At 69.2% G+C, this 21,180-nt stretch carries 14 protein-coding genes; 8 read left to right on the forward strand and 6 right to left on the reverse strand.

Annotation, left to right across the window (positions count from 1 at the left end; all coding sequences use genetic code 11):
• Positions 1-30 precede the first annotated feature (30 nt).
• Positions 31-1,452 carry a flagellar filament capping protein FliD gene (gene fliD / locus SB786_RS08415; RefSeq protein ID WP_410727074.1) on the forward strand — a complete coding sequence of 474 codons (1,422 nt, stop codon included), beginning with the start codon at positions 31-33 and terminating at the stop codon, positions 1,450-1,452.
• A gap of 35 nt (positions 1,453-1,487) precedes the next feature.
• On the forward strand, positions 1,488-1,784 hold the full coding sequence (locus tag SB786_RS08420) for a flagellar protein FliT (protein WP_006760451.1): 297 nt from the start codon (positions 1,488-1,490) through the stop codon (positions 1,782-1,784).
• Positions 1,785-1,931: 147 nt separating this feature from the next.
• Here SB786_RS08420 and SB786_RS08425 read toward each other — a convergent pair whose 3' ends face one another.
• Genes SB786_RS08425 through SB786_RS08450 form a run of 6 tightly spaced genes read right to left on the reverse strand, consistent with a single transcriptional unit; the run spans position 1,932 to position 13,126 of the window.
• The gene (locus tag SB786_RS08425) at positions 1,932-4,196 is read right to left on the reverse strand and encodes a tetratricopeptide repeat protein (protein WP_410727075.1); all 2,265 of its coding nucleotides are present in this window, start codon (positions 4,194-4,196) and stop codon (positions 1,932-1,934) included.
• Positions 4,193-6,679: a tetratricopeptide repeat protein gene (locus SB786_RS08430; protein WP_410727076.1), complete on the reverse strand. Its 2,487-nt coding sequence runs from the start codon at positions 6,677-6,679 to the stop codon at positions 4,193-4,195. The genes SB786_RS08425 and SB786_RS08430 overlap by 4 nt, the downstream gene beginning before the upstream one ends.
• Positions 6,676-9,177 (reverse strand): tetratricopeptide repeat protein, encoded by a 2,502-nt coding sequence (locus SB786_RS08435; RefSeq protein ID WP_410727077.1) that lies wholly within the window; start codon positions 9,175-9,177, stop codon positions 6,676-6,678. The genes SB786_RS08430 and SB786_RS08435 overlap by 4 nt, the downstream gene beginning before the upstream one ends.
• Before the next feature lie 12 nt (positions 9,178-9,189).
• The gene (locus SB786_RS08440; RefSeq protein ID WP_410727078.1) at positions 9,190-10,395 is read right to left on the reverse strand and encodes a class I SAM-dependent methyltransferase; all 1,206 of its coding nucleotides are present in this window, start codon (positions 10,393-10,395) and stop codon (positions 9,190-9,192) included.
• Positions 10,392-11,333, reverse strand: coding sequence for a UDP-glucuronic acid decarboxylase family protein (locus SB786_RS08445; RefSeq protein ID WP_006760568.1), 942 nt, complete (start codon positions 11,331-11,333; stop codon positions 10,392-10,394). The genes SB786_RS08440 and SB786_RS08445 overlap by 4 nt, the downstream gene beginning before the upstream one ends.
• Positions 11,330-13,126, reverse strand: coding sequence for a tetratricopeptide repeat protein (locus SB786_RS08450; RefSeq protein ID WP_410727079.1), 1,797 nt, complete (start codon positions 13,124-13,126; stop codon positions 11,330-11,332). The genes SB786_RS08445 and SB786_RS08450 overlap by 4 nt, the downstream gene beginning before the upstream one ends.
• Before the next feature lie 405 nt (positions 13,127-13,531).
• Here SB786_RS08450 and SB786_RS08455 point away from each other — a divergent pair, with 405 nt between their 5' ends.
• From SB786_RS08455 to SB786_RS08480, 6 genes are read left to right on the forward strand one after another with little or no spacing between them, the layout of a single operon-like run.
• Entirely contained in the window at positions 13,532-14,317 is a 786-nt protein-coding gene (locus SB786_RS08455; RefSeq protein ID WP_410727080.1) for a class I SAM-dependent methyltransferase, read from the forward strand.
• Positions 14,314-15,699, forward strand: a complete 1,386-nt coding sequence (locus SB786_RS08460) for an NAD(P)/FAD-dependent oxidoreductase (protein WP_410727081.1) — start codon at positions 14,314-14,316, stop codon at positions 15,697-15,699. The genes SB786_RS08455 and SB786_RS08460 overlap by 4 nt, the downstream gene beginning before the upstream one ends.
• A gap of 5 nt (positions 15,700-15,704) precedes the next feature.
• A complete protein-coding gene (locus SB786_RS08465; protein WP_410727082.1) occupies positions 15,705-16,412 on the forward strand; it encodes a WbqC family protein in 708 nt (235 codons plus the stop codon).
• Between the two features lie 8 nt (positions 16,413-16,420).
• The gene (locus SB786_RS08470) at positions 16,421-17,071 is read left to right on the forward strand and encodes a class I SAM-dependent methyltransferase (RefSeq protein WP_410727191.1); all 651 of its coding nucleotides are present in this window, start codon (positions 16,421-16,423) and stop codon (positions 17,069-17,071) included.
• Positions 17,072-17,131: 60 nt separating this feature from the next.
• Positions 17,132-18,340, forward strand: coding sequence for a dTDP-4-amino-4,6-dideoxygalactose transaminase (gene rffA, locus SB786_RS08475; RefSeq protein WP_410727083.1), 1,209 nt, complete (start codon positions 17,132-17,134; stop codon positions 18,338-18,340).
• The gene (locus SB786_RS08480) at positions 18,337-21,123 is read left to right on the forward strand and encodes a glycosyltransferase (protein ID WP_410727084.1); all 2,787 of its coding nucleotides are present in this window, start codon (positions 18,337-18,339) and stop codon (positions 21,121-21,123) included. Before rffA ends, SB786_RS08480 begins: the two co-directional genes overlap by 4 nt.
• Positions 21,124-21,180 lie beyond the last annotated feature (57 nt).

A 21,180-nucleotide genomic window follows, 5' to 3' on the forward strand; every position in this document is an offset into this window, starting at 1 on the left:
CGCGACCGCGCAAACGACTGGAGCACCCGCATGACCACGACGAGCACAGGCACGACCGATATCGGCAGTCTTCTGGCGCAGGCCGGACAATCGATCATCAGCGGCGCGACCAATTCGACGCTCGACGTCAGTTCGCTGGTGTCCGCGCTGGTCACGGCCAAGACAGCCGGTCAGACACAAACCCTCACGACCAAGCAGACGCGCGACAACACCGAGCTGTCCGCGGTCGGCAAACTGAAATCGGCGCTGTCCGCGCTGCAGACCGCGATCGCCGGTCTCGCGAACGGCTCGACGCTGAGCGGCCTCGCGGCGAGCGCGAGCGGCAACGGCATCACCGCGTCGGTCAAGAGCGGCGGCGGGGCGGTGGCCGGCTCGTACTCGGTCAACGTCACGCAGCTCGCGAGCGCGAACAAGCTGTCGTCGGCGGGCATCACGTCGGCGGACACGATCGCGGCCGGCTCGCTGAGCATCACGCTCGGCAGCAATGCGGCATTCAACGTCAACGTCGCGGCCGGCGCGTCGCTGTCCGACATCGCAACCTCGATCAATACGACGGCCGGCAACCCGGGCGTCACCGCGTCGGTCATCACCGGCTCGGACGGCCAGCATCTCGTGATCCAGTCGAACAACACCGGTGCGGCCAACACGGTGTCGGTGAGCGGCACCGGCGTGAACGCGAAGCTGACGTCGGGCTACTCGACCGTGACCAACGCCGCGGACGCGAAATTGACCGTCGACGGCACGCCGGTGAGCAGCGCGTCCAACAGCGTGTCGGGCGTGCTGACGGGCGTCACGCTGAACCTGACGCCGGCCGCGCTGAACACGACCCAGACGGTCACGCTGTCGCCCGACACGACGGCCACGACGAGCGCGATCAACGCATTCGTCAACGCCTACAACGGCTACGTGACGACCGCGAAGTCGCTGTCGTCGTACGATCCGAACACGTCGACGGCAGGCCCGCTGCTCGGCGACGCGATGCTCAACACGATCTCGAGCGGTCTCGCGACCGCGATCAGCGGCGGCGTCAAGACGGGCAGCCCGAGCACGACCTATTCGCTCGCGGCGATCGGCATCAACCTGCAGTCCGACGGAACGCTGCAGGTCGACTCCACCACGCTGAACACCGCGCTCACGTCGAACAGCCCGGCCGTCGCCGCGCTGTTCAACACGACGAACGGCGTCGGCCAGACGCTGAACAAGCTGGTCAACACGTACACGCAGGCGAACGGCCTGATCGACCAGCGCACCACGGCGCTCAATGCGGACCTGAAGAACCTGTCCAGCCAGGCGACGCAGTTGAAGAACTACTCGGATCAGCTGACCGCGCAGTACAACGCGCAGTTCACCGCGCTGAACAACCTGATGGCGACGATGGCGAACAACACGAAGTACCTGACCCAGCTGTTCGGCGGCACGAACAGCGCCGGTGCGCTCGCCACCAACAAGTAAGCCGCGTTTTCGCGGGATGCATCCGGACGACGACCATGACGACCGATACGCTGAATCAAGCACTCCACCTGACCCAGGCAATGCAGTCGGCCACCGCGCTGCGCGACTGGGAACGCGTCGCGGCGCTGGCCGACGCGCGCTCGCCGCTGTTGATGGGACTGTCGCCCGAGCAGACGCCGGAGGCGCTCGACACGATCCGGCGGATCATGGAGATCGACGCGTCGATCGCGCAGCACGCGCAGGCCGATCGCGATCAGCTCGCACAGCAATTCACCGCATCGCGCGAACGGATTCGCGCGGCCGGCCTCTATCAGGCGACTGGCATGCTGTAAGCCCACGAACAACAACGCGCGCCGCCGTCGAGCGTGCGCCGATGTCGTCACGTCGAGCCGCCTTCGGGCGGCTATTTTTTTGCGTGACGGAAGAAGAAACGGCACGGATGCAAATCCGCACCGGGCCGGATCGGCTGCGCGAATCGACTAGGGCGCGGCGGCGGCCGCCGCGTCGACCATCTGCGCGAACGCCGCTTCGAGATGGCGGGCGAAGCGCGGCGCATCGCACAGCGGCGAGCGCAGCAGCCGCTCGCGCAGCCCGGCCCGCACCGCCGCGACGTGCGGCAGGCCCTGCGCGAACGCGGCCGCCTTCGCGACATAGTCGTCGTCGTTGTCCGCGATCCATTCGGGCATCCCGAGCGTATGCAGGATGCTTTCGCCGATATGCGACAGGAAGCGGTCACCGCGTCGCGTGATGAACGGCGCGCCCATCCACAGTCCTTCCATGCTCGTCGTGCCGCCCGGATACGGGAACGGATCGAGCACGATGTCGATGTCGTTGTACGTGGCGATGTGTGCGAGCCGCTTCGATCCGCCGCGCAGCAGCAGGCGCTCCACCGGAATGCCGTGTGCCGCGAAGCGCGCGGCGAGGCTCGTGCGCAGCGCGGCTTCGTCGAGCTGCGCCGACTTCAGCAACAGGCGCGAACCGGGCACCGCATGCAGCACGCGCGACCACAGCGCGACGACGGCATCGCCGATCTTGTTCGCATTGTTCAGGCAGCCGAACGTGACGACACCTTCGCGCCCGGCCGGCAGCGGCCCGACGTCGAGCGGCTGCGCGGGCGGCGTGAAGCACAGATAGCTGTCGGGCAACCGCCACGGCCGCTCGACGAAGTGATGCGCTTCGTCGTCGGGCAGCACGTGGCGATCGCCGATCACGTAGTCGATCGCGGCGATGCCGGTCGTCGCGAAATAGCCGAGCCAGGTCGCCTGCACCGGCGCCGGCTTCCATGCGAACAACGGCAGCCGGTTCGACGCGGTATGGCCGCTCAGGTCGACCAGCACATCGATGCGGTCGTTGGCGATCAGGTCGGCGGCCGCGCGGTCGTCGAGCGCGGTGATGTCGCGCCACAGCGCGAAATGGTGCTTGAGCGCCGCGGTCGTGTCGTCCTCCACCGACTGCGTCGCGTAGGCCACCGCCTCGATGCGCGACGGATCGAACGCCGCGACGACGCTCAGCAGGAACACCGCGACCGGATGGGACTTCAGGTCGCCGGACACGAACCCGACACGCAACACGCGCCCTGCGGCCGGCTGCGGCACGTGCGTGCGCGGCGACGCCTGCGCGGCCATCCGCGCGCCGAATTCGCGTGCGCGCTCGAGCAGTTGCGCGGCCGACAGCCGATCGGTGCCGGCCGCATGGAACATCCGGCCCGAATGTGCGTTGCGGAATGCGGGATCGATTTCGAGCGCGCGATCGTAGCTCGCGAGCCCCGCATCGAGGTGCCACATCGCGCACAGGATGTCACCCATCACCGCATGCATCTGCGCGGTCGGGTTCGGCAGCGACAGCGCGATCCGGCAACTGTCGAGCGCTTCACGGCGCTTGCCCTGCCGGACCAGCGTCTGCGCGAGGTGGTGATGCAGGTCCGCGCGATCGGGCGCCGCGGACAGCGCACGCCGCAGGCTCGCCACCGTGCCGTCGAGATCGCCCGCACGCTCGAGCGCGGCGGCGAGATGGAACAGACAGTCCGCTTCGCCCGATTCCGCCGCGCGGGTGAGGCTCAAGATCGCCGCATCGAGATCATCGCGCTCGAACAGCAGCGCGCCGAGCGCGTGATGCGCGGCGTGCAGATCCGGTTGCAGCGCGATCGCGTGGCGGTAGCACGCGATCGCCTCGTCGGGCCGGCGCTGCGCGCGCAATACGTTGCCCTGGTTGAAGCGGGCCTGCGCGTAGCCGGGATCGAGCGCGATCGCCTTCTCGTATGCGCGCGCCGCGGCGTCCAGTTCGCCCTTGTCCTGCAGTGCGTTACCGAGGTTGTTGAACGCCGGCGCGTAATCGGGACGCAGCGCGAGCGCCTGCGCGCAGCTGAGCATCGCGGCATCCGCGTCGCCCGCGTCGCGCAACGCGTTGCCGAGGTTGCTGTGCGCTTCCGCATAGTCGGGCGCGAGCGCGATCGCACGCCGGTACGCGCCGATCGCATCGTCGAGCCGGCCGTGCGCGCGCAGCATGTTGCCGAGGTTGTTCAGGTAGACAGGATCGGCGCGCAGCGCGATCGCGCGCTCCATCAGCGCGAGGCCGGCCGGAAACTGGCCGAGCTGGCACGCGAGCAGCCCGAGGAAATGCGTCGCATCCGGCTGCTCAGGCTCGTCGCGCCGGATCGCCTCGTACAGCACGCGGGCGTCGTCGAAGCGCCCGGCCTGATGGTGCACGAATGCCGCGTTCAGCCGTTCCACGACAGCGCCCGTCATGTGCGTGTTCCGTCGGTGTCGCCGGCCACGTAGCGGGCCCACATCCCGTGGAAGGCATCCTCGAGATTGCGGGCGAAACGCACCGCATCGCACAGCGGCGACGCGAGCGTGCGTTCGCGCAGCGTCGCGCGCAACGCCGCCAGTGCGTCGCGATCGCGCGCGAACGCGATCGCCTTCGCGAGATACGCGTCCTCGTCGGCGGCGATCCAGTCGCCCATCCCGGCCGCATGCAGCAGGCTTTCGCAGATATGCGTGACGAAGCGGCCGCCCTTCATCCCGATCACCGGCACGCCCATCCACAGCGCTTCGGCCGTCGTCGTGCCGCCCGGATACGGGAACGGGCTCAGCGCGATGTCGATCCGGTTGTACGCGTTGAAATACTCCGCGCGCGGCGAACCGCCTTCGAGAATCAGCTGCTGCGCGCCGATGCCGTGCCGCGCGAAGCGCTCGAGCGTCGCGCGGTTCAGGTCGCTCGCGCCGAGCTCGTGCGCCTTCAGCATCAGCCGCGCGTCGGGCAGCGCGTGCAGCAGGCGCGACCACAGCGCGATCACGTCATCGCTGATCTTCGTGAGCTTGCCGAAGCAGCCGAACGTCACGCCACCGTTGGTGGCCATCGGCAGCGGGCCGACCGCGACGTCGTAGGCCGGCGGCGTGAAGCACAGGTAGCTGTCCGGCAAATGCCACGGTTGCTCGACGAAGTGATGCGCCTCGTCGGCCGGCAGCGTATGCGGATCGCCGATGAAGTAGTCGATCGCGCGGCAGCCGGTCGTCGCGAAGAAGCCGAGCCAGCTCGCCTGCACCGGCGCGGGCCGGTGCGCGAACACGGGCAGCCCGCTCCAGTTGGTGTGGCCGGCCAGGTCGACGAGCACGTCGATGCCGTCGTCGTGGATCATCCGCGCGGCCTGGTCGCGATTCAGGCACGTGAGCTTCTTCCAGCTCGCGAAGCCCGTTTTCAGCCGCGCGGTCACGTCGTCCTCCACCACGAAGGTCACGTATGCATGCGGCTCGATGCGCTTGCGATCGAGATGCGCGAGCACGCTTTCGAGGAAAATCCCGACCGGATGCTGACGCAGGTCGCCGGACACGAAGCCCACGCGCAGCGGCCGGCCGCGCGCCTGCCGCGCACGCTGTTCGCGATCATGCGACAGCAGCCGCGCGTCGCGCGCCAGGTAGTCTCCATAGCGCTGCGCATCGACGACCCACTCCTCGGGCGCGAACGCCGGCGAGCTCGACATGTTGAACAGCAGTCGCGCGTAAGCGCGGTGCGGATCGTGTTCGACGGCTTCGCGGAACGCCGCGACCGCACCGGCGAAATCGCGCTTGGCCCACAGGATGTCGCCGAGCGTCAGCTGGATCTTCACCGGATCGACGCCGAGTTCCTGCGCGATCCGGTATTCGCTCATCGCCTCGTCGAGCTTGTCGAGACGGAACAGCGCGGCCGCGAGATTGTGGTGCGCGTCCGCGTCGTCCGGATTCAGGTCGATCGCGTGGCGATGGCTCAGCTCCGCCGCCGCCATCCGGTCGAGGTTGTGATACGCGAGACCGAGGAAGTTGTACGCATCCGCGAGCTCGGGATCGAGTTCGATCGCGTGCCGGCACAGGCGCAGCGATTCCTCGTATTCGCCCTGCTGGCAGCGCAGCTCGCCGAGCCGGCACCATGCCGGCGCGTAGCCGGGATCGATCTCGCATGCGCGCTCGAACAAGCGCGCCGCGCCGTCGAAGTCGTTCATGCTGCGCAGCGATCGCCCGAGCGCGCAGTGGCCTTCCGCATCGTCCGGCTCGAGCCCCGCGCGCGCATGCTCGAGCGCGCCGTCGAAATCGTCGGTCGCCCGCAGCGCAATGGCGAGCCCGCGATGCGCGACGCGCAGCGCAGGGTTCAGTTCGAGCGCGCGACGGTAGTGCGCGATCGCGTCCGCGTGCCGCTCCTGCGCGCGCAGCACGTTGCCGAGGTTGCTGTGCGCTTCCGCGTACGCGGGATGGAATGCGATCGCCTTGCCGTAGCTTGCCGCGGCCGCATCCAGTTCGCCCAGGTCCTGCAGCACGTTGCCGAGGTTGTTGTACGCCTCCGCATAACCGGGGCGCAGTTCGATCGCACGCGAACAGCTCTGCATCGCCTCGGCCAGGTCACGCGCGTCGCGCAGCGCGTTGCCGAGGTTGTTGTGCGCTTCCGGGTAGTCGGGACGCAGCGCCACCGCGCGACGGTAGTGCGCGATCGCGTCGTCGAGCCGCCCGCATTCGCGCAGCATGTTGCCGAGGTTGTTGAAATACGACGCGTCCGGCCGCGCGGCGAGCGAGCGCTCCATCAACGCGAGGCCCGCGTCGTACTGCTTCAACTGGCATGCGAGCAACCCGAGGAAGTGCATCGCGTCCGGCTGCCCGGGCTGCGCGTGCAGGATCGCGTCGTACAGCGTCTTTGCTTCCCCGAGACGCCCGGCCTGGTGGTGGGCGAGTGCCTCTTGCAGCGCCTGCTGGATATCGTTCATGCTGTCTGTGCCGTTTCCGTATAGCGTGTCCACATGCCGACGAAGGCATCTTCGAGATTGCGGGCGAAGCGTGCCGCATCGCACAGCGGCGACGCGAGCGTGCGTTCGCGCAGCGTCGCGCGCAACGCCGCCAGCCGCGCGCCGTCCTGCGCGGCCGCGACCGCCTTCGCGACATAGTCGTCCTCATCGCCGGCGATCCAGTCGGGCATCCCGGCCGCGTGCAGCAGGCTCTCGCAGATGTGCGTGACGAACCGTCCGCCCTTCATCCCGAGCACCGGCACGCCCATCCACAGCGCCTCGGCCGTCGTCGTGCCGCCCGGGTACGGGAACGGGCTCAGCGCGACATCGATCCGGTTGTACGCCGCGAAATAGTCGGCGCGCGCCGATGCGCCGTCGAACAGCAGCCGGCTCGGGTCGATCCCGTGCCGTGCGAAGCGCGCGGCGGTCACGTCGCGCACCGCCGCCTGTTCGAGTTCGCGCGCCTTCAGCAACAACCGTGCGCCGGGCAGCGCATCCAGCACGCGCGACCACACGCGCACGACGTCGTCGCCGAGCTTCACGAGCTTGCCGAAACAGCCGAACGTGACGTGGCCGTTCGCGGCCATCGGCAGCGGGCCGACGGCGACGTCGTAAGCCGGCGGCGTGAAGCACAGGTAGCTGTCGGGCAGCCGCCACGGCTGCTCGACGAAGTGATGGGCCTCGTCGGCCGGCAACGTCCGCGCGTCGCCGATGAAATAGTCGATCGCGTCGCTGCCCGTCGACGCGAAGAAGCCGAGCCAGCTCGCCTGCACGGGCGCCGGCTTCCAGCCGAATGCGGCGAGGCCGCTCGCCTGCGTATGGCCGGCGAGGTCGACGAGCACGTCGATGCCGTCGTCGTGAATCGTGCGGGGGGCCGCCTGCGGATCGCAACCGGCGATCGAACGCCAGACGGCCGCGTGCGGCTTCAGTCGCGCGGTGATCGCGTCCGCTTCGTCCGACGTCGTGTACACGTACGGCGCAATGCGCGTGCGATCGAGATGCGCGAACACGCTTTCGACGAAGATTCCCACCGGGTGCTGCCGCAGGTCGCCCGATACGAAGCCGACCCGCAGCGGGCGATGCAGCGCGTCGGCCGCGCGTGCGCGCACGTCATGCGTATAGCGCGTCGAACGCGCCGCGAGGTGACGGCCGTAGCGGCGCGCGTCGTTCAGATAGTCGGCGGGGGATACGTTCGCCGATGCCGCGGCGGCGAACAGCAGGCGGCCGAGCACCTCCGCCGCCTCATCGCTCGCGTCGTCGCGCACCAGCGCGAGCGCGTCGCGATACGCGGGCACAGCCGCGTCGACGTTGCCCTGCGCGCGCAGGATGTCGCCAAGATTCACGTACTTCGATACGGTCGGATAGCCGCCCGCCAGCGCCTGCCGGCAATACGCGAGCGCCTCGGCGTGCCGCTCGCGCTTGAGCAGCACGACCGACAGGTTGTGACACGCGCCGCTGTCGGCCGGATTCAGCTCGAGCGCGGTGCGATAGCACGCTTGCGCCGCGACGAGATCGCCCAGGCCGTGGTGAGCGTTGCCCGCCTGGTTGTGTGCATCGGGCAGATCCGGCGCGATGCGGATCGCCTCCTGCGCATGCATGAGTGCTTCCGCATAACGCGCCTGACGGCGGCGCACGCCGCTCAAGTTCGCATGCGCGACGGCCAGCGACGCATCGAGCGCGATCGCGCGGGCGTAGTGCGCCGCGGCGGCGTCGAGGTCGCCCGCGTCGCGCAGCACGCCCGCGTAGTTGTTGTGCAGGCTCGCGTCGCTGGAACCCGCCGCGGCGGCGCCCAGCGCGCTCACGGCTTCGCTCAGTTCGCCGAGCGCCCACAGCGACAGGCCAAGGCCGTGACACGCAGCGGGCAGCGCGGGGGTCAGTTCGATCGCGCGACGGTAGTGCACGATCGCGTCCGCGTGCCGCTCCTGTGCGCGCAGCACGTTGCCGAGGTTGCTGTGTGCTTCCGCGTACGCGGAATGGAATGCGATCGCCTTGCCGTAGCTCGCCGCGGCCGCATCCAGCTCGCCCACGTCCTGCAGCACGTTGCCGAGGTTGTTGTACGCCTCCGCGTAGCCGGGGCGCAGTTCGATCGCGCGCGAACAGCTCTGCATCGCCTCAGCCGGATCGCGCGCGTCGCGCAGCGCGTTGCCGAGATTGTTGTGCGCTTCCGGGTAGTCGGGACGCAACGCCACCGCGCGACGGTAGTGCGCGATCGCGTCGTCGAGCCGCCCGCATTCGCGCAACATGTTGCCGAGGTTGTTGAAATACGACGCATCCGGCCGCGCAGCGAGCGAGCGCTCCATCAACGCGAGGCCCGCGTCGTACTGCTTCAACTGGCATGCGAGCAGCCCGAGGAAGTGCATCGCGTCCGGCTGCCCGGGCTGCGCGTGCAGGATCGCGTCGTACAGCGTCTTCGCTTCCCCGAGACGCCCGGCCTCATGATGCGCGAGCGCCGCCCGCAGCTGCAGTTCGATCGACTCCATGGCGCGCGCCGCTCAATACGGATGCGGTTCGCGCCCGAAGTCGATCAGTCGGCCGTCGTGCTCGATCATCACGGCCGCCGCCGCGATTCCTTCGCGCGACATCTCGGCGACGATGTCGCGTGCGCGCCATTGCGTCGGAATGATGATCACGTCGGCCGGCGCCGCCTTCAGCGCGTCGCGGAATTCGATCTTCTGGCCGGTGCCCGGCACATAGGTGCCGACCTTGTCGGGATCGGAATCGACGACGAGCGGAAAGCGCGCGGCATCGGCCTCGAAGTGATGGATGAACGCGGCGGCCTTGCCCGTGCCGCCCCAGATCGCGACGCGCCGCCCCGACCCGGCGAGCGCCGCGAGCTGCCCGGCGATCGCCGCGCGGTTCTCGACCGAGCGCGCCGCGAACCGCAGCGATGCGTCGGCGCGCGTGCGCGCGTGCGCGGGCACGCCGAGCCGCACCAGCGCATGGACGACTTCGCCGTCGTAGCCGTGCGCAAGCGTCACGATCTCGCCGGCGCGCGCCATCAGCGTGCGGAACGATTCCGTCGTGAACTGCGATACGTGCTCGTAGAAGAAGTCGGCGAGGCGATCGGTCTCGAACACGCGGTCGATGCACGGCACTTCCGCGAACAGCCAGCATGCGTTCGGCTGGCGCGACGCGCCCCATGCGAGCTGCTCGACGAGCTTCGCCGGTTCGGTCAGGTGTTCGAGCACGTGCCGGATCACGATCGCATCGGGACGGAACGCTGGCATGTCGGCCAAGGGTTCGAACAGCCGCGCGTGGAATTCGATGCCGTTGCCGGTGCCCGCGCTCGCGTTCGGATCGAAGCCGGCGAAACGCCCGCCGCGGCTCGCCTGCGCGAGGCCGCGCACGAAATGGCCTTCGCCGCAGCCGATCTCGACGACCGTCGGTTCGGCCGGCAGCGCGCCGAGCAGCAGGTCGCGCGTGGCCGCGAGATGGCCTTTCCAGATCCCGCCGCTGTTGAACATCCGGTTCGGGTTGCGCTGATACGGAATCGCGTCGTAGCTGAAGCGGTGGTTCCACACATGCGAACACTGCGGGCACTGGACGAAGTCGAGCGCATGGCGCGGCAGCCCGCGCGCCGCTTCGGCGGATGCGGGCCAGGCGAGCGTCGCGAGCGTGCGCTCGCCGGCCGGGAAGAACGGCGCGGCAACCGTATGCGCACAGACGGGGCAGGGGGCGTCGATCAGGTCGTGACTCATGCATTCACCTGTTTGCGGAAATGGGCGATCGTCTCCTTCAGGCCATCCTCGAGCGCGATGCCGGGCTGCCAGTCCAGGCGCTGGCGCGCGCGGCCGATGTCGGGACGGCGCTGCAGCGGATCGTCGGCCGGCAGCGGGCGATATTCGATGCGGCTTTTCGAACCGGTGAGCCGCAGCACGCATTCGGCCAGCTCGCGGATCGTGATCTCGCTCGGGTTGCCGAGGTTGATCGGGCCGGTGTCGTCGTCCTGCTCCATCATCCGCAACAGGCCCTCGACGAGATCGTCGACGTAGCAGAACGAGCGCGTCTGGCTGCCGTCGCCGTACAGCGTGATCGGCTCGCCGCGCAGCGCCTGCATGATGAAGTTCGACACGACCCGCCCGTCGTCGGCGCGCATGCGCGGCCCGTAGGTATTGAAGATCCGCACCACGCGGATATCGACGCCATGCTGGCGGTGATAGTCGAAGAACAGCGTCTCGGCGCAGCGCTTGCCTTCGTCGTAGCACGCGCGCAGCCCGTTCGGGTTCACGTTGCCCCAGTAGCTTTCCTGCTGCGGATGCTGCTGCGCGTCGCCGTATACCTCGCTCGTCGACGCCTGCAGGATGCGCGCGCCGCAGCGCTTCGCGAGACCGAGCATGTTGATCGCGCCGAGCACGGCCGTCTTCACCGTCGACACCGGGTCGCTCTGGTAGTGCACGGGGCTCGCCGGGCAGGCCATGTTGAACACGCGGTCCGCTTCGACGTAGAGCGGCAGCCACACGTCGTGGCGGATCACCTCGAAATTGACCTGGCCGATCAGGTGTTCGATGTTGCGCTTGCTGCCGGTGTGGAAGTTGTCGACGCACATCACGTCGTAGCCGGCGTGCACGAGCCGCTCGCAGAGGTGCGAGCCGAGAAAGCCCGCGCCGCCGGTGACGAGGACGGACTGGCCGTTCACGCTGCGGCTCCCGGTGCGGCGTCGACGCGGCGCACCCACATTTCGTGCAGCGCCTCCTCGAAATGACGCGCGAAGCGGGGCGCGTCGCACAGCGGCGACGCCAGCACCTGTGCACGCAGCGTCGTGCGCAGCACGGCGAGCTCGGCCGGATTGCGCGCGAACGCGACGGCCTTCGCGACATACGTGTCGTCGTCGTCCGCGATCCATTCGGGCAGGCGCGCCGCCTGCAGCAGGCTTTCGCAGATATGCGACAGGAACCGCGCGCCGTGCCGGCCGAGCACCGGCACGCCCATCCACAGCGCCTCGGCCGTCGTCGTGCCGCCGGGGTACGGGAACGGGCTCAGCATCAGGTCGACGCGCCGGTAGGCCGCCAGATATTCGTCGCGCGGCGAGCGGCCTTCGAACAGCAGGCGCGCCGCGTCGATGCCGTGCGCGGCGAAGCGGGCCGCGAGCGCGTCCTGCTCGCGCGGGTCGTCGAGATGCGGCGCCTTCACGAACAGTCGTGCGTTCGGCACGTCGCGCAGCACGCGCGACCACACATCGATCACGCGATCGGTGAGCTTCGCGAGCTTGCCGAAATAGCCGAAGGTCGGATAACCGTTCGCGAGCATCGGCAGCGGGCCGCCGTCGAGTTCGACGGCCGGCGGCGTGAAGCACAGATAGCTGTCGGGCAGGTGCCACGCGCGTTCGACGAAATGCGCGGCCTCGTCGGCCGGCATCACGTGGCGATCGCCGAGCACGTAGTCGATCGCGCGCATGCCGGTGCTCGCGAAGTAACCGGGCCAGCTCACCTGCAACGGCGCGGGCTTCCACGCGAACAGCGGCAGGCGGTTGTGGATCGTGTGGCCGGATGCGTCGATCAGCACGTCGATGCCGTCGTCGTGAATACGCGCGGCAGCCGCCGCATCGTCGAGGCCGGCGACACACGTCCACGACGCGAAGCGCGGCTTGATGCGCGCGGTCACGTCGTCCTCGATCTCGCGCGTCGGATACGCATGCAGTTCGACGCGCTCGCGCTTCACGTGCGCGAGCATCCCTTCGATGAAGTAGCCGACCGGGTGCGCCTTCAGGTCGCCCGACACGATGCCCACCCGCAGCGGCCGCCCGATGCGCGCGCTCAGGTCGACTTGCCACGTCGAGTACGGCTGCGCGCGCTGCGTGACGAGCGCATCGAAGCGCGCGGCTTCGTCGAGGTACGCGTGCGGGTCGAACGCGTCGCTGTAGTGATACGCGAACAGCAGGTTGCTGCGCGGCTCCGGCAGCTCCGGACGCAGCGCGACCGCGTGCTGGTATGCCTCGAGCGCGGCCGGGATCTCGTTCAGGTCGAGCAGCGCGTTGCCGAGGTTGTTGTATGCCTGCCCGTGGTCGGGCTGCAGCGCGATCACCTGGCAGAACGCGTCGACGGCCTCGCGTGCGTGGCCCGCGAGCCGCTGCGCGTTGCCGAGGTTGTTGTAGGCGTCGACGTAGCCGGGCCGCAGCTCGATCGCGAGGCGGAAACACTCGGCGGCGGCGGCCGGGCGGTTGTTCGCCTGCATCACGTTGCCGAGGTTGTAGTAGTAGGTCGCGTCGGGCTTGATCTCGATCGCCGCCATGATCAGTTCCGTCGCCTCGCGATACCGCCCGTACTGGTGACCGATCAGGCCGAGCAGGTGCAGCGCGTCCGCGTGCCGCGGCTCGGCGTCGAGGATCCGGCGGTACAGCGTCTCGGCTTCCTCGAGCCGGTCGGCCTGGTGGAGCGCCAGCGCCGCTTCGATCGTGGCGACGGGGGAGTCGGACAGCGTGAGATCAGTCATCGTGGTAAGCCAGCGTGAGTTCGGTACGGAGCGCGCAACCGCGCGCAGGCCGGCATCGCACACGCGCGGACGGCCCTCGACATGCCAGCATTCTCGGCGGGGGTTCGCCGTTCCAATCGGCGGAGCAGGTGGCGGATTTGGTCGCTTTTCATGTGACGGTGCGATCGGCGGCCTGACGACGATCGAGTTCGCGGCTCGCCCCCGGCCCCCGGCGTGTGCCGGCATTCCACGAAATGCGGGGGGAAACGGCCCGCTAATCCGGCATTTGATTGGCGCGCGGGTCGCTAGACTCGGTCACAGACTTGGAGGCGTCCACCGCGCGGACGATCGCGCAGGGCGCAAGCCGCTTGCCGGCCCGCGGCTGGGGATGCCCCGAAGCCACCCTCAGCGCCTGGAGCCATGTGTATGCACGAGTCCTCAATCATCTCCAACTCGAACGACGACCAGCTCGCCGCACGACGCGAACTGTTCGACCTGATGCAGACCTATCCCGCGACGCAAGAGGAGTTCGAACGCTCGCTCGGCCTGTTCGTGCGCGGCTCGCTGCTCGCGCGGATGCTCGCGACGTTCGAGGTCTACCAGCAGATCGTGCCGCTGCCGGGTTCGATCCTCGACCTCGGCACCTGGCGCGGCCAGACTGCCGTGCTGTGCGAAAACTTCCGCGCGATCCTCGAGCCGCTGAACTTCCAGCGCCGGATTCACGCGTTCGATACGTTCACCGGCTACGCGGGCTTCTCCGACGGCGATTCGCGCGACCGCAAGCTGTTCTCCGACGGCACGTACTCGCTCGCCGGCGACTATGCGGACCTGCTGCGCAACCTGCTGTCGCTGCACGAGCGCAACAACGCGATGGGCCACGTGAACGGCAAGCACCATGTGTGGGAAGGCGATTGCCGCGACACGCTGGCCGCCTACGAGGAAGCGCATCCGGGCGAACCGGTCGCGCTCGCGTGGTTCGACCTGAACGTGCCGGGCCCGACCCGGCAGGCGTTCGAGACGGTGATGAAGCGCCTCGTGCCGGGCGGCGTGGTCGCGTTCTGGCAGCTCACGCGCGGCGGCCAGACGCCGGCCGAGGGGATCCACTACGTGCGCGAGCTGCTCGGCAAGCATCCGCACCGGATCCACAAGGCGAAGTCGTATCCGTCGCTCTGCTACCTGAGCTTCCCGGAAGGCGGCGGGGTGCGCACATGAAGATCGCGATCCTCGGCAACGGCATCCTCGGGCTGATGACGGCCCGTGCCTGGCAACGCGCCGAGCCGGGCATCGAGCTCGTCGTCGTCGGCCCGGCGCAGCGCCCCGGGTCGGCGACGCGCGCGGCCGCCGCGATGCTCAACTCGTTTACCGAACTGGAAGGCGATTCGCTCGGCACGCCGATCGACCGCTTCAAGTTCGAACTGAGCCGCGCGGCGACCGCCGCGTGGCCCGACGTATTTGCAGAGATCTGCACGCCGGATCGCGCGGTCGCGCACGGCTTCGGCACCTACGTGCTCAACAACGCGGCGACCGACGCGCTCGACGACGAGAACTTCGCGGCGATGCGGCGCTTTTGCCGCGAGTTCGAGGAGCCGTGCGAGGCCGTCGATCCGGCCGGCATCCCGAACTACCAGCCGCTGCCGCAGTTTCGCGCGCTGAACGCGGTGTATCTGAAGCGCGAAGGCTGGGCGAACCCGAAACAGTTTCTCGATGCGCTCCAGGCCAGCGTGGCCGCGGCCGGCAACGTCACGTTCGTGTCGGCCGAAGTGGAGCGCATCGACGTCGCGGGCGGGCGCGTCGCCGGTGCACGCCTGAGCGACGGCACGACGCTCGACGCCGACCGGTTCGTGCTCTGCAACGGCGCGAACCTGACGCGCGTGCTGCAGGCGAGCGTGCCCGAGCTGCCGGTGCAACGGCTGTTCTACGGGATCGGCATGTCGATCGAGCTGCAGAGCAGCGAGAACGTGCATACGCACTGCGTGCGCACGACCAATCGCGGCCTCGCGTGCGGCGTCTATTCGGCGCCGTACGGCCCCGACCGCACGCTCGTCGGCGCCAGCAACTACATCAGCCCGGTGCCGCACGAGCACGGGCACGCCGGCAGCGCGTACACGCTGCTCAAATCCGCGATGGACCAGATCAATTCGCGGTTCTCGCGGGCGAATCTCGTCAACGTGAACGTCGGCTGGCGGCCGACGACGTCCGACCTGTATCCGCTGATCGGCGAAACCAGCGTGCGCGACCTGTGGATTCTCGGCGGCACCAAGCGCGACGGTTTCCACCTGTCGCCGGTGCTGTGCCGCGACCTCGTCGCCGCGATGCGCGGGCTGCCGATCGATCCGCGCTATGCGCAGCTGGCGCCCGAGCGGCCGCTGATCCGCAACCTGTCGCGCGACGCGGCGATCGCGAAGACGGTCCGCCACCAGATCAACGCCGCTTACCAGCACGACTTCGTGCCCGCGCGCAACCGCATGGTCGAGCAGCTCGAACGCGCGATCCGCGCGGATCTCGAGGCGCTGCACGACCGGCTCGGCGCGACCAACTGGGGGATTCCGCCGGAGCTCGTCGACATGTACCGGTACGGTCACATTCCGGCCTGAGCGACATGACTGCGCAGCCCAAACGCATCGCGATCGTCCAGTCGAACTACATCCCGTGGAAGGGCTACTTCGACCTGATCGCCGCGACCGACGAATTCATCCTGTACGACGACGCGCAGTACACGCGGCGCGACTGGCGCAACCGCAACCAGATCAAGACGCCGCAAGGCGTGCAGTGGCTGACCGTGCCGGTCCGGGTGAAGGGACGCTATCACCAGAGCATTCGCGAAACCGAGATCGACGGCACGGACTGGGCCGAACAGCATTGGACGCGGCTGCGCCAGAACTACGCGCGCGCGCCGCATTTCGCGCGCTACGCGCCGGAGCTCGAAGCGCTCTACCTGCAGGGCCGTCACGACACGTTGAGCGCGCTGAATCTCGCGATGCTGACCTGGGTCAACCGGCAGCTCGGCATCGCCACGCGCATGTCGTCGTCGTCCGACTACACGCTGGAAGGCGATCGCACCGACAAGCTGCTGAACCTGTGCCTGCAGGCCGGCGCGACCGAATACCTGTCCGGCCCCGCCGCACGCGACTATCTCGACGAAAGCCGGTTCGCCGCCGCGCAGGTCGCGGTGCGCTGGTTCGACTATCCGGCCTACCCGCCGTACGCGCAGCTGTGGGGCGAGTTCGTGCACGGCGTGACGGTGCTCGACGTGCTGTTTCATTGCGGGCCGGATGCGCGCCGGCATGTCGTGACCGGCGGAAACTGAGGATGACGATGCATGATTCCCGACACTCGGGCCTGCTGGCAGACGTCGCCGCCTATTACGGCGCGCGCCTGGCGGAGCACGGGCAGACCGCGCGCGGCGTGGACTGGAACGGCGAGGACGGCCAACGGCTGCGGTTCGCGCAGCTGACGAAGATCGTCGCGCCTGCCGCCGACGGCTTCTCGGTCAACGACCTCGGATGCGGCTACGGCGCGCTGGTGGATTTTCTCGACGAGCACGCGGCCGGGCGCCGCCATGCGTATGCGGGCAACGACGTGTCGCCGGAGATGATCGACGCGGCCCGGCAGCGCTATCGCGATCGCGGCGACGTGTCGTTCCACGTCGGCGACACGCCGCCGTCGGTCGCCGACTACGGCATCGCATCGGGCATCTTCAACGTGCATCGCGGCCACGGCGACGACGCGTGGCTCGACTACATCCACGCAACACTCGACACGCTGCATGCGACAAGCCGCCTCGGCTTCGCGTTCAACTGCCTGACGTCGTATTCCGATCCGCCGCACATGCGCCCCGAACGGCTGTATTACGCCGATCCGTGCGCGCTGTTCGATCGCTGCAAGCGCCGCTATTCGCGCCACGTCGCGCTGCTGCACGACTACGGGCTGTACGAATTCACGATCCTCGTCCGGAAGGATGGCTGAGCGCGCACGCGCCAGCCGCCGGCCCCGTTGCCCCTCTTCACGCCTTCGCGGAGTTCCGTCATGTTCGCTCCTCCCAATCTCGACCGCATTCCGTTCGGCCGTCCGTTCATCGTCGGCAAGGAGCTTTACTACATCGCGAAGGCGGTCGAACAGGGCGGACTCGCCGGCGACCAGGCATTCACGAAGCTGTGCCATCAGTGGCTGGAAGCGCGCATCGGCTGCCATCGCGCGCTGCTCACGCACTCGTGCACGGCCGCGCTGGAGATGGCGGCGATCCTCACCGACGTCGGCCCGGGCGACGAAGTCATCATGCCGTCCTATACGTTCGTGTCGACCGCCAATGCGTTCGCGCTGCGCGGCGCGACGCCCGTGTTCGTCGACATCCGCCCCGATACGCTGAACCTCGACGAGAAACTGGTTGCCGCCGCGATCACCGAGCGCACGCGCGCGATCGTCCCGGTCCACTATGCAGGCGTGTCGTGCGACATGGACACGATCGCGCACCTCGCCGACGACTACCGGCTATGGGTCGTCGAGGACGCCGCGCAGGCGATCCAGTCGACGTGGAAAGGCAAGCCGCTCGGCAGCCTCGGCCACCTCGCGTGTCTCAGCTTCCACGAGACCAAGAACGTGATCGCCGGCGAAGGCGGTGCGCTGCTCGTCAACGACGCGCGGCTCGTCGAGCGCGCGGAGATCATCCGCGAGAAAGGCACCAATCGCAGCCAGTTCTTTCGCGGCCAGGTCGACAAGTACACGTGGGTCGACCTCGGTTCGTCCTATCTGCCCGGCGAATTGATCGCCGCGTTCCTGTACGCGCAGTTCGAGCACGCGGACGTGATCACCGCGCAGCGGCGCGCGACCGTGAAGCGCTACGAGGATGCGCTGCGGCCGCTGCACGACGCCGGCCACCTGACGCTGCCCGCGACGCCGCTGAGCGAAGCCGGCAACGGCCATCTGTTCTATTTCCTCGCGCGCGACCTCGGCGAGCGCACGGCGCTGCTCGAGCGGATCCGCGCAGCCGGCGTGTTCGCCGTGTTCCATTACGTGCCGCTGCACAGTTCGCCGGCAGGCCGCCGCTACGGCCGCTGCGGCTCCGGCATGCGGGTGACCGACGACGTCGCCGAGCGGCTCGTGCGCCTGCCGCTGTACCACGCGATGAGCGACGCCGAGCAGGACCGCGTCGTTCAGGTGGTATCCGACTTCTACCGGAGCGGCGCGCGACCGGCCGTCCGCCCTGCTTCGCCGCACCTCGAGCCCTCCATTTCATGAACGACTCACCCCGCATCTTCGCGTCGCTCGGCCATCCGTACTACGTCTTCGCGCCGCCGTACCTGCAGACCTCCGGCGGCGTGCGCGCGATGCACTACCTGTGCCACGCGCTGAACCTGCTCGGCTGCGAGGCCTATGTCAACACGACGGTCGTGCACGGCGAGCTGCGCACGCCGTTGCTGACCCCGGAAGTCGCGCACGCGCATGGCGCCGCGGGTCGCAGTCCGGTCGCCGTCTATCCGGAAATCGTCGACGAGAACCCGTTCAACGCGCGCTGCGTCGCGCGCTATCTGCTCGCGGAGCCGGGCCGCATCAACGCGAAGCCGATCGCGCTCGCGCCGACCGATCTCGTATTCGCGTTCGGGCCGTCGATCGTGCCCGACGGATGGCAAGCCGACCTGCTGAGAATGCCGCTCGTCGATACGCGCATCTTCCACTGCGATGGTGTCGACGATGCGGCCCGCAGCGGCACGGCCGTGTTCCTGAACCGGCATCTGCGCCGCGGCGGCAGCCTGCATCCGGCGACGGCCGACTCGATCGAGATCTCGGGCCGCGTGGCGCCGCGCTCCGCGCACGAGCTCGCCGAGCTGTTTCGCCGCGTCGAATGCCTGTACCTGTACGAGTGGTCCACCGCGGCCTTCGAGGCGCTGCTGTGCGGCTGCCCGGTCGTCTGCATCCTGAACGACGCGTCGATGCCGAACCCGGAACGCTGGGTGATGGGCGGCAAGGGCATCGCGTGGGGGCTGGATCCGCATGAAATCGCGCACGCGAAGGCGACCGTGCACGCAGCGCGCGACGTGTATCGGGAAGAAGAGACGACGTTCTGGCGGCAATTGCGGCAGTTCGTCGACAAGACCCAGGCACGCGCCGATGAGCTCGATGTGCGCGCCGGCCCGAACGGTGCGGCCGCCGCGCGACCGACCGCGCCCGCGACGCGACGCATGGCCGTCGTGTGCGCGGAGCCGGCCGTGCAAGCGCAGATCGCGGCGCGGTTCGCGCTGCCTCGCCGCGAATGGACCGTGGACTTTCCCGTCGGCGCGAACGGCATCGACCTCGACGTGCTGCAACGGGCCGACCTGATCGTCCTGCACGGCGCGACGCCGAGCCTGCTGTCGGGCGCCGCGCTCGAGCAGATGTTCGCGCTGGGCAAGCCGGTCGTCTGCGACCTCGACCGCCCGCTCGATGCGTTCTCGCTCGACGATCCGCACATCGCCAGCAGCGCGCGCCGGCTCGCCGCCATGCGCGACGCGATCCGCCGCGCCGATGCGCTGGTGGTGCGCTCGGACGCCATGGCCGCCACGTATCGTCACGTGAATGCGGCGGTACACGCGCTGCCCGTCGACGCCGAGCCCGCCCGCCACGGCGCGCTGTATGCGCGGCTCGCCGAACAGGGCCGGCGGCCGGCCGCCGCGGTTGCGGCACCCGGCGAACCGCCCGCGATGCGCGCGCGGCAGAAGAAGCGGCTCGTCGCGTACGCGATCGATCCGGTCGACGGTGCGTCCGTGCAGCGCCGTCTCGCGCTGCCGTTCGCGCGGCTCGAGGACGACTGGGCGCTCGTCAGCGGCCTGGCCGACAGCGCGGCGATCGCCACGGCCGATGCCGTGCTGCTCGATCGCCACACGCCGGGCCTGCTGCCGCTGAAGGCGCTGAGCGCGATCTTCGAGTTCGACAAGCCCGTGATCTACGCGACCGATCTTCCGCTCGCCGCGCAGCCGACGACGCAGGCCGACGCGACGTGGACCGGCATCGCGTTCACGCTCGGCAACGCGCACGCGATCATCGTCCCGACGCCGGATCTCGCGCGCCAGTACCGGCCGTGGAATCCGAACGTGTTCGTGCTGCCCGACAGCGTCGATCTCGACCTGTTCCTGCGCGCGGTGCCGGCACGCGGCGACGCACGCGTGACGATCGGCGTCGCCGGCGCGTCGCTGTTGCCGGCCAATTTCGCGCGGGTGGACGCCGCGCTGCGCGCGCTCTGCGAGCGCCATGCCGGCCGCATCGCCGTGCAGTTCCTCGGCGCACAGGTGCCGGCCGGCTGGGCGCATCATCCGGCGGCCGAGTTCCGGCCGGCGCCCGACGGATACCGCGCCTACGCGCAGCAGTTGCGCGCGCTCGACTGGGACGTCGCGCTGATACCGCTCGCCGATACCGACGACGGCGCGGCCAGCGCGATCCAGCGGCAGGAATTCGCGGCCGCCGGCATCGCCGTCGTCGCGAGCGACCGGCCGGCCCTGCGCATCACCTTGAACGACGGCGACGATGCATTGCTCGCCGCCGATACCGCGCACGCATGGGACGACGCGCTCGAGCGCGTGGTCACGCAGCCGGCGCTGCGCCGGCGGATCGCGCGTACCGCGCAGGCACGCGTGCGCAAGCACGACGCGCTGCAGGCGCGCCTGCCGCTCGTTCGCGAGATCTACCGGATGTGCGCCGAACTCGAAGGCACGGCCGTGCGGTTGCCGCCGCGGGATGCGCCGATTCCCGGTGCGCTGATCCTCGACGCCGCCGGCGACGCCGAACGCGTGCAGGCCGCGCTGCGCATCGTCGCGGCGCGTGCCGAGCGGGATCTGCTGAGCGTCGTGCTGACGACGTCGTCCGGACCGTTGCCCGAGTGGACCGACCGGCTGCGCTACCTGGGCACGTCGGCGCAGGAGTATGCGGCGACCGCCGACCAGCTGGCCGCGATGCCCGCGTTCGACTGGGTCGCGATCATCGATGCCGCGGACATGGAGACGGGCGCCAGCGCGTCGGAGACGGTGATCGTGGACGCCGTGATTGAGTGACGGCGCCGGGGATTCTCGCATGACGGGGTGACGGCACGACCCCGTTTCGCGGGACCG

Source organism: Burkholderia sp. SIMBA_062 (assembly GCF_046534765.1).
In the GTDB taxonomy this organism is placed as follows: Bacteria; Pseudomonadota; Gammaproteobacteria; order Burkholderiales; family Burkholderiaceae; genus Burkholderia; species Burkholderia ambifaria.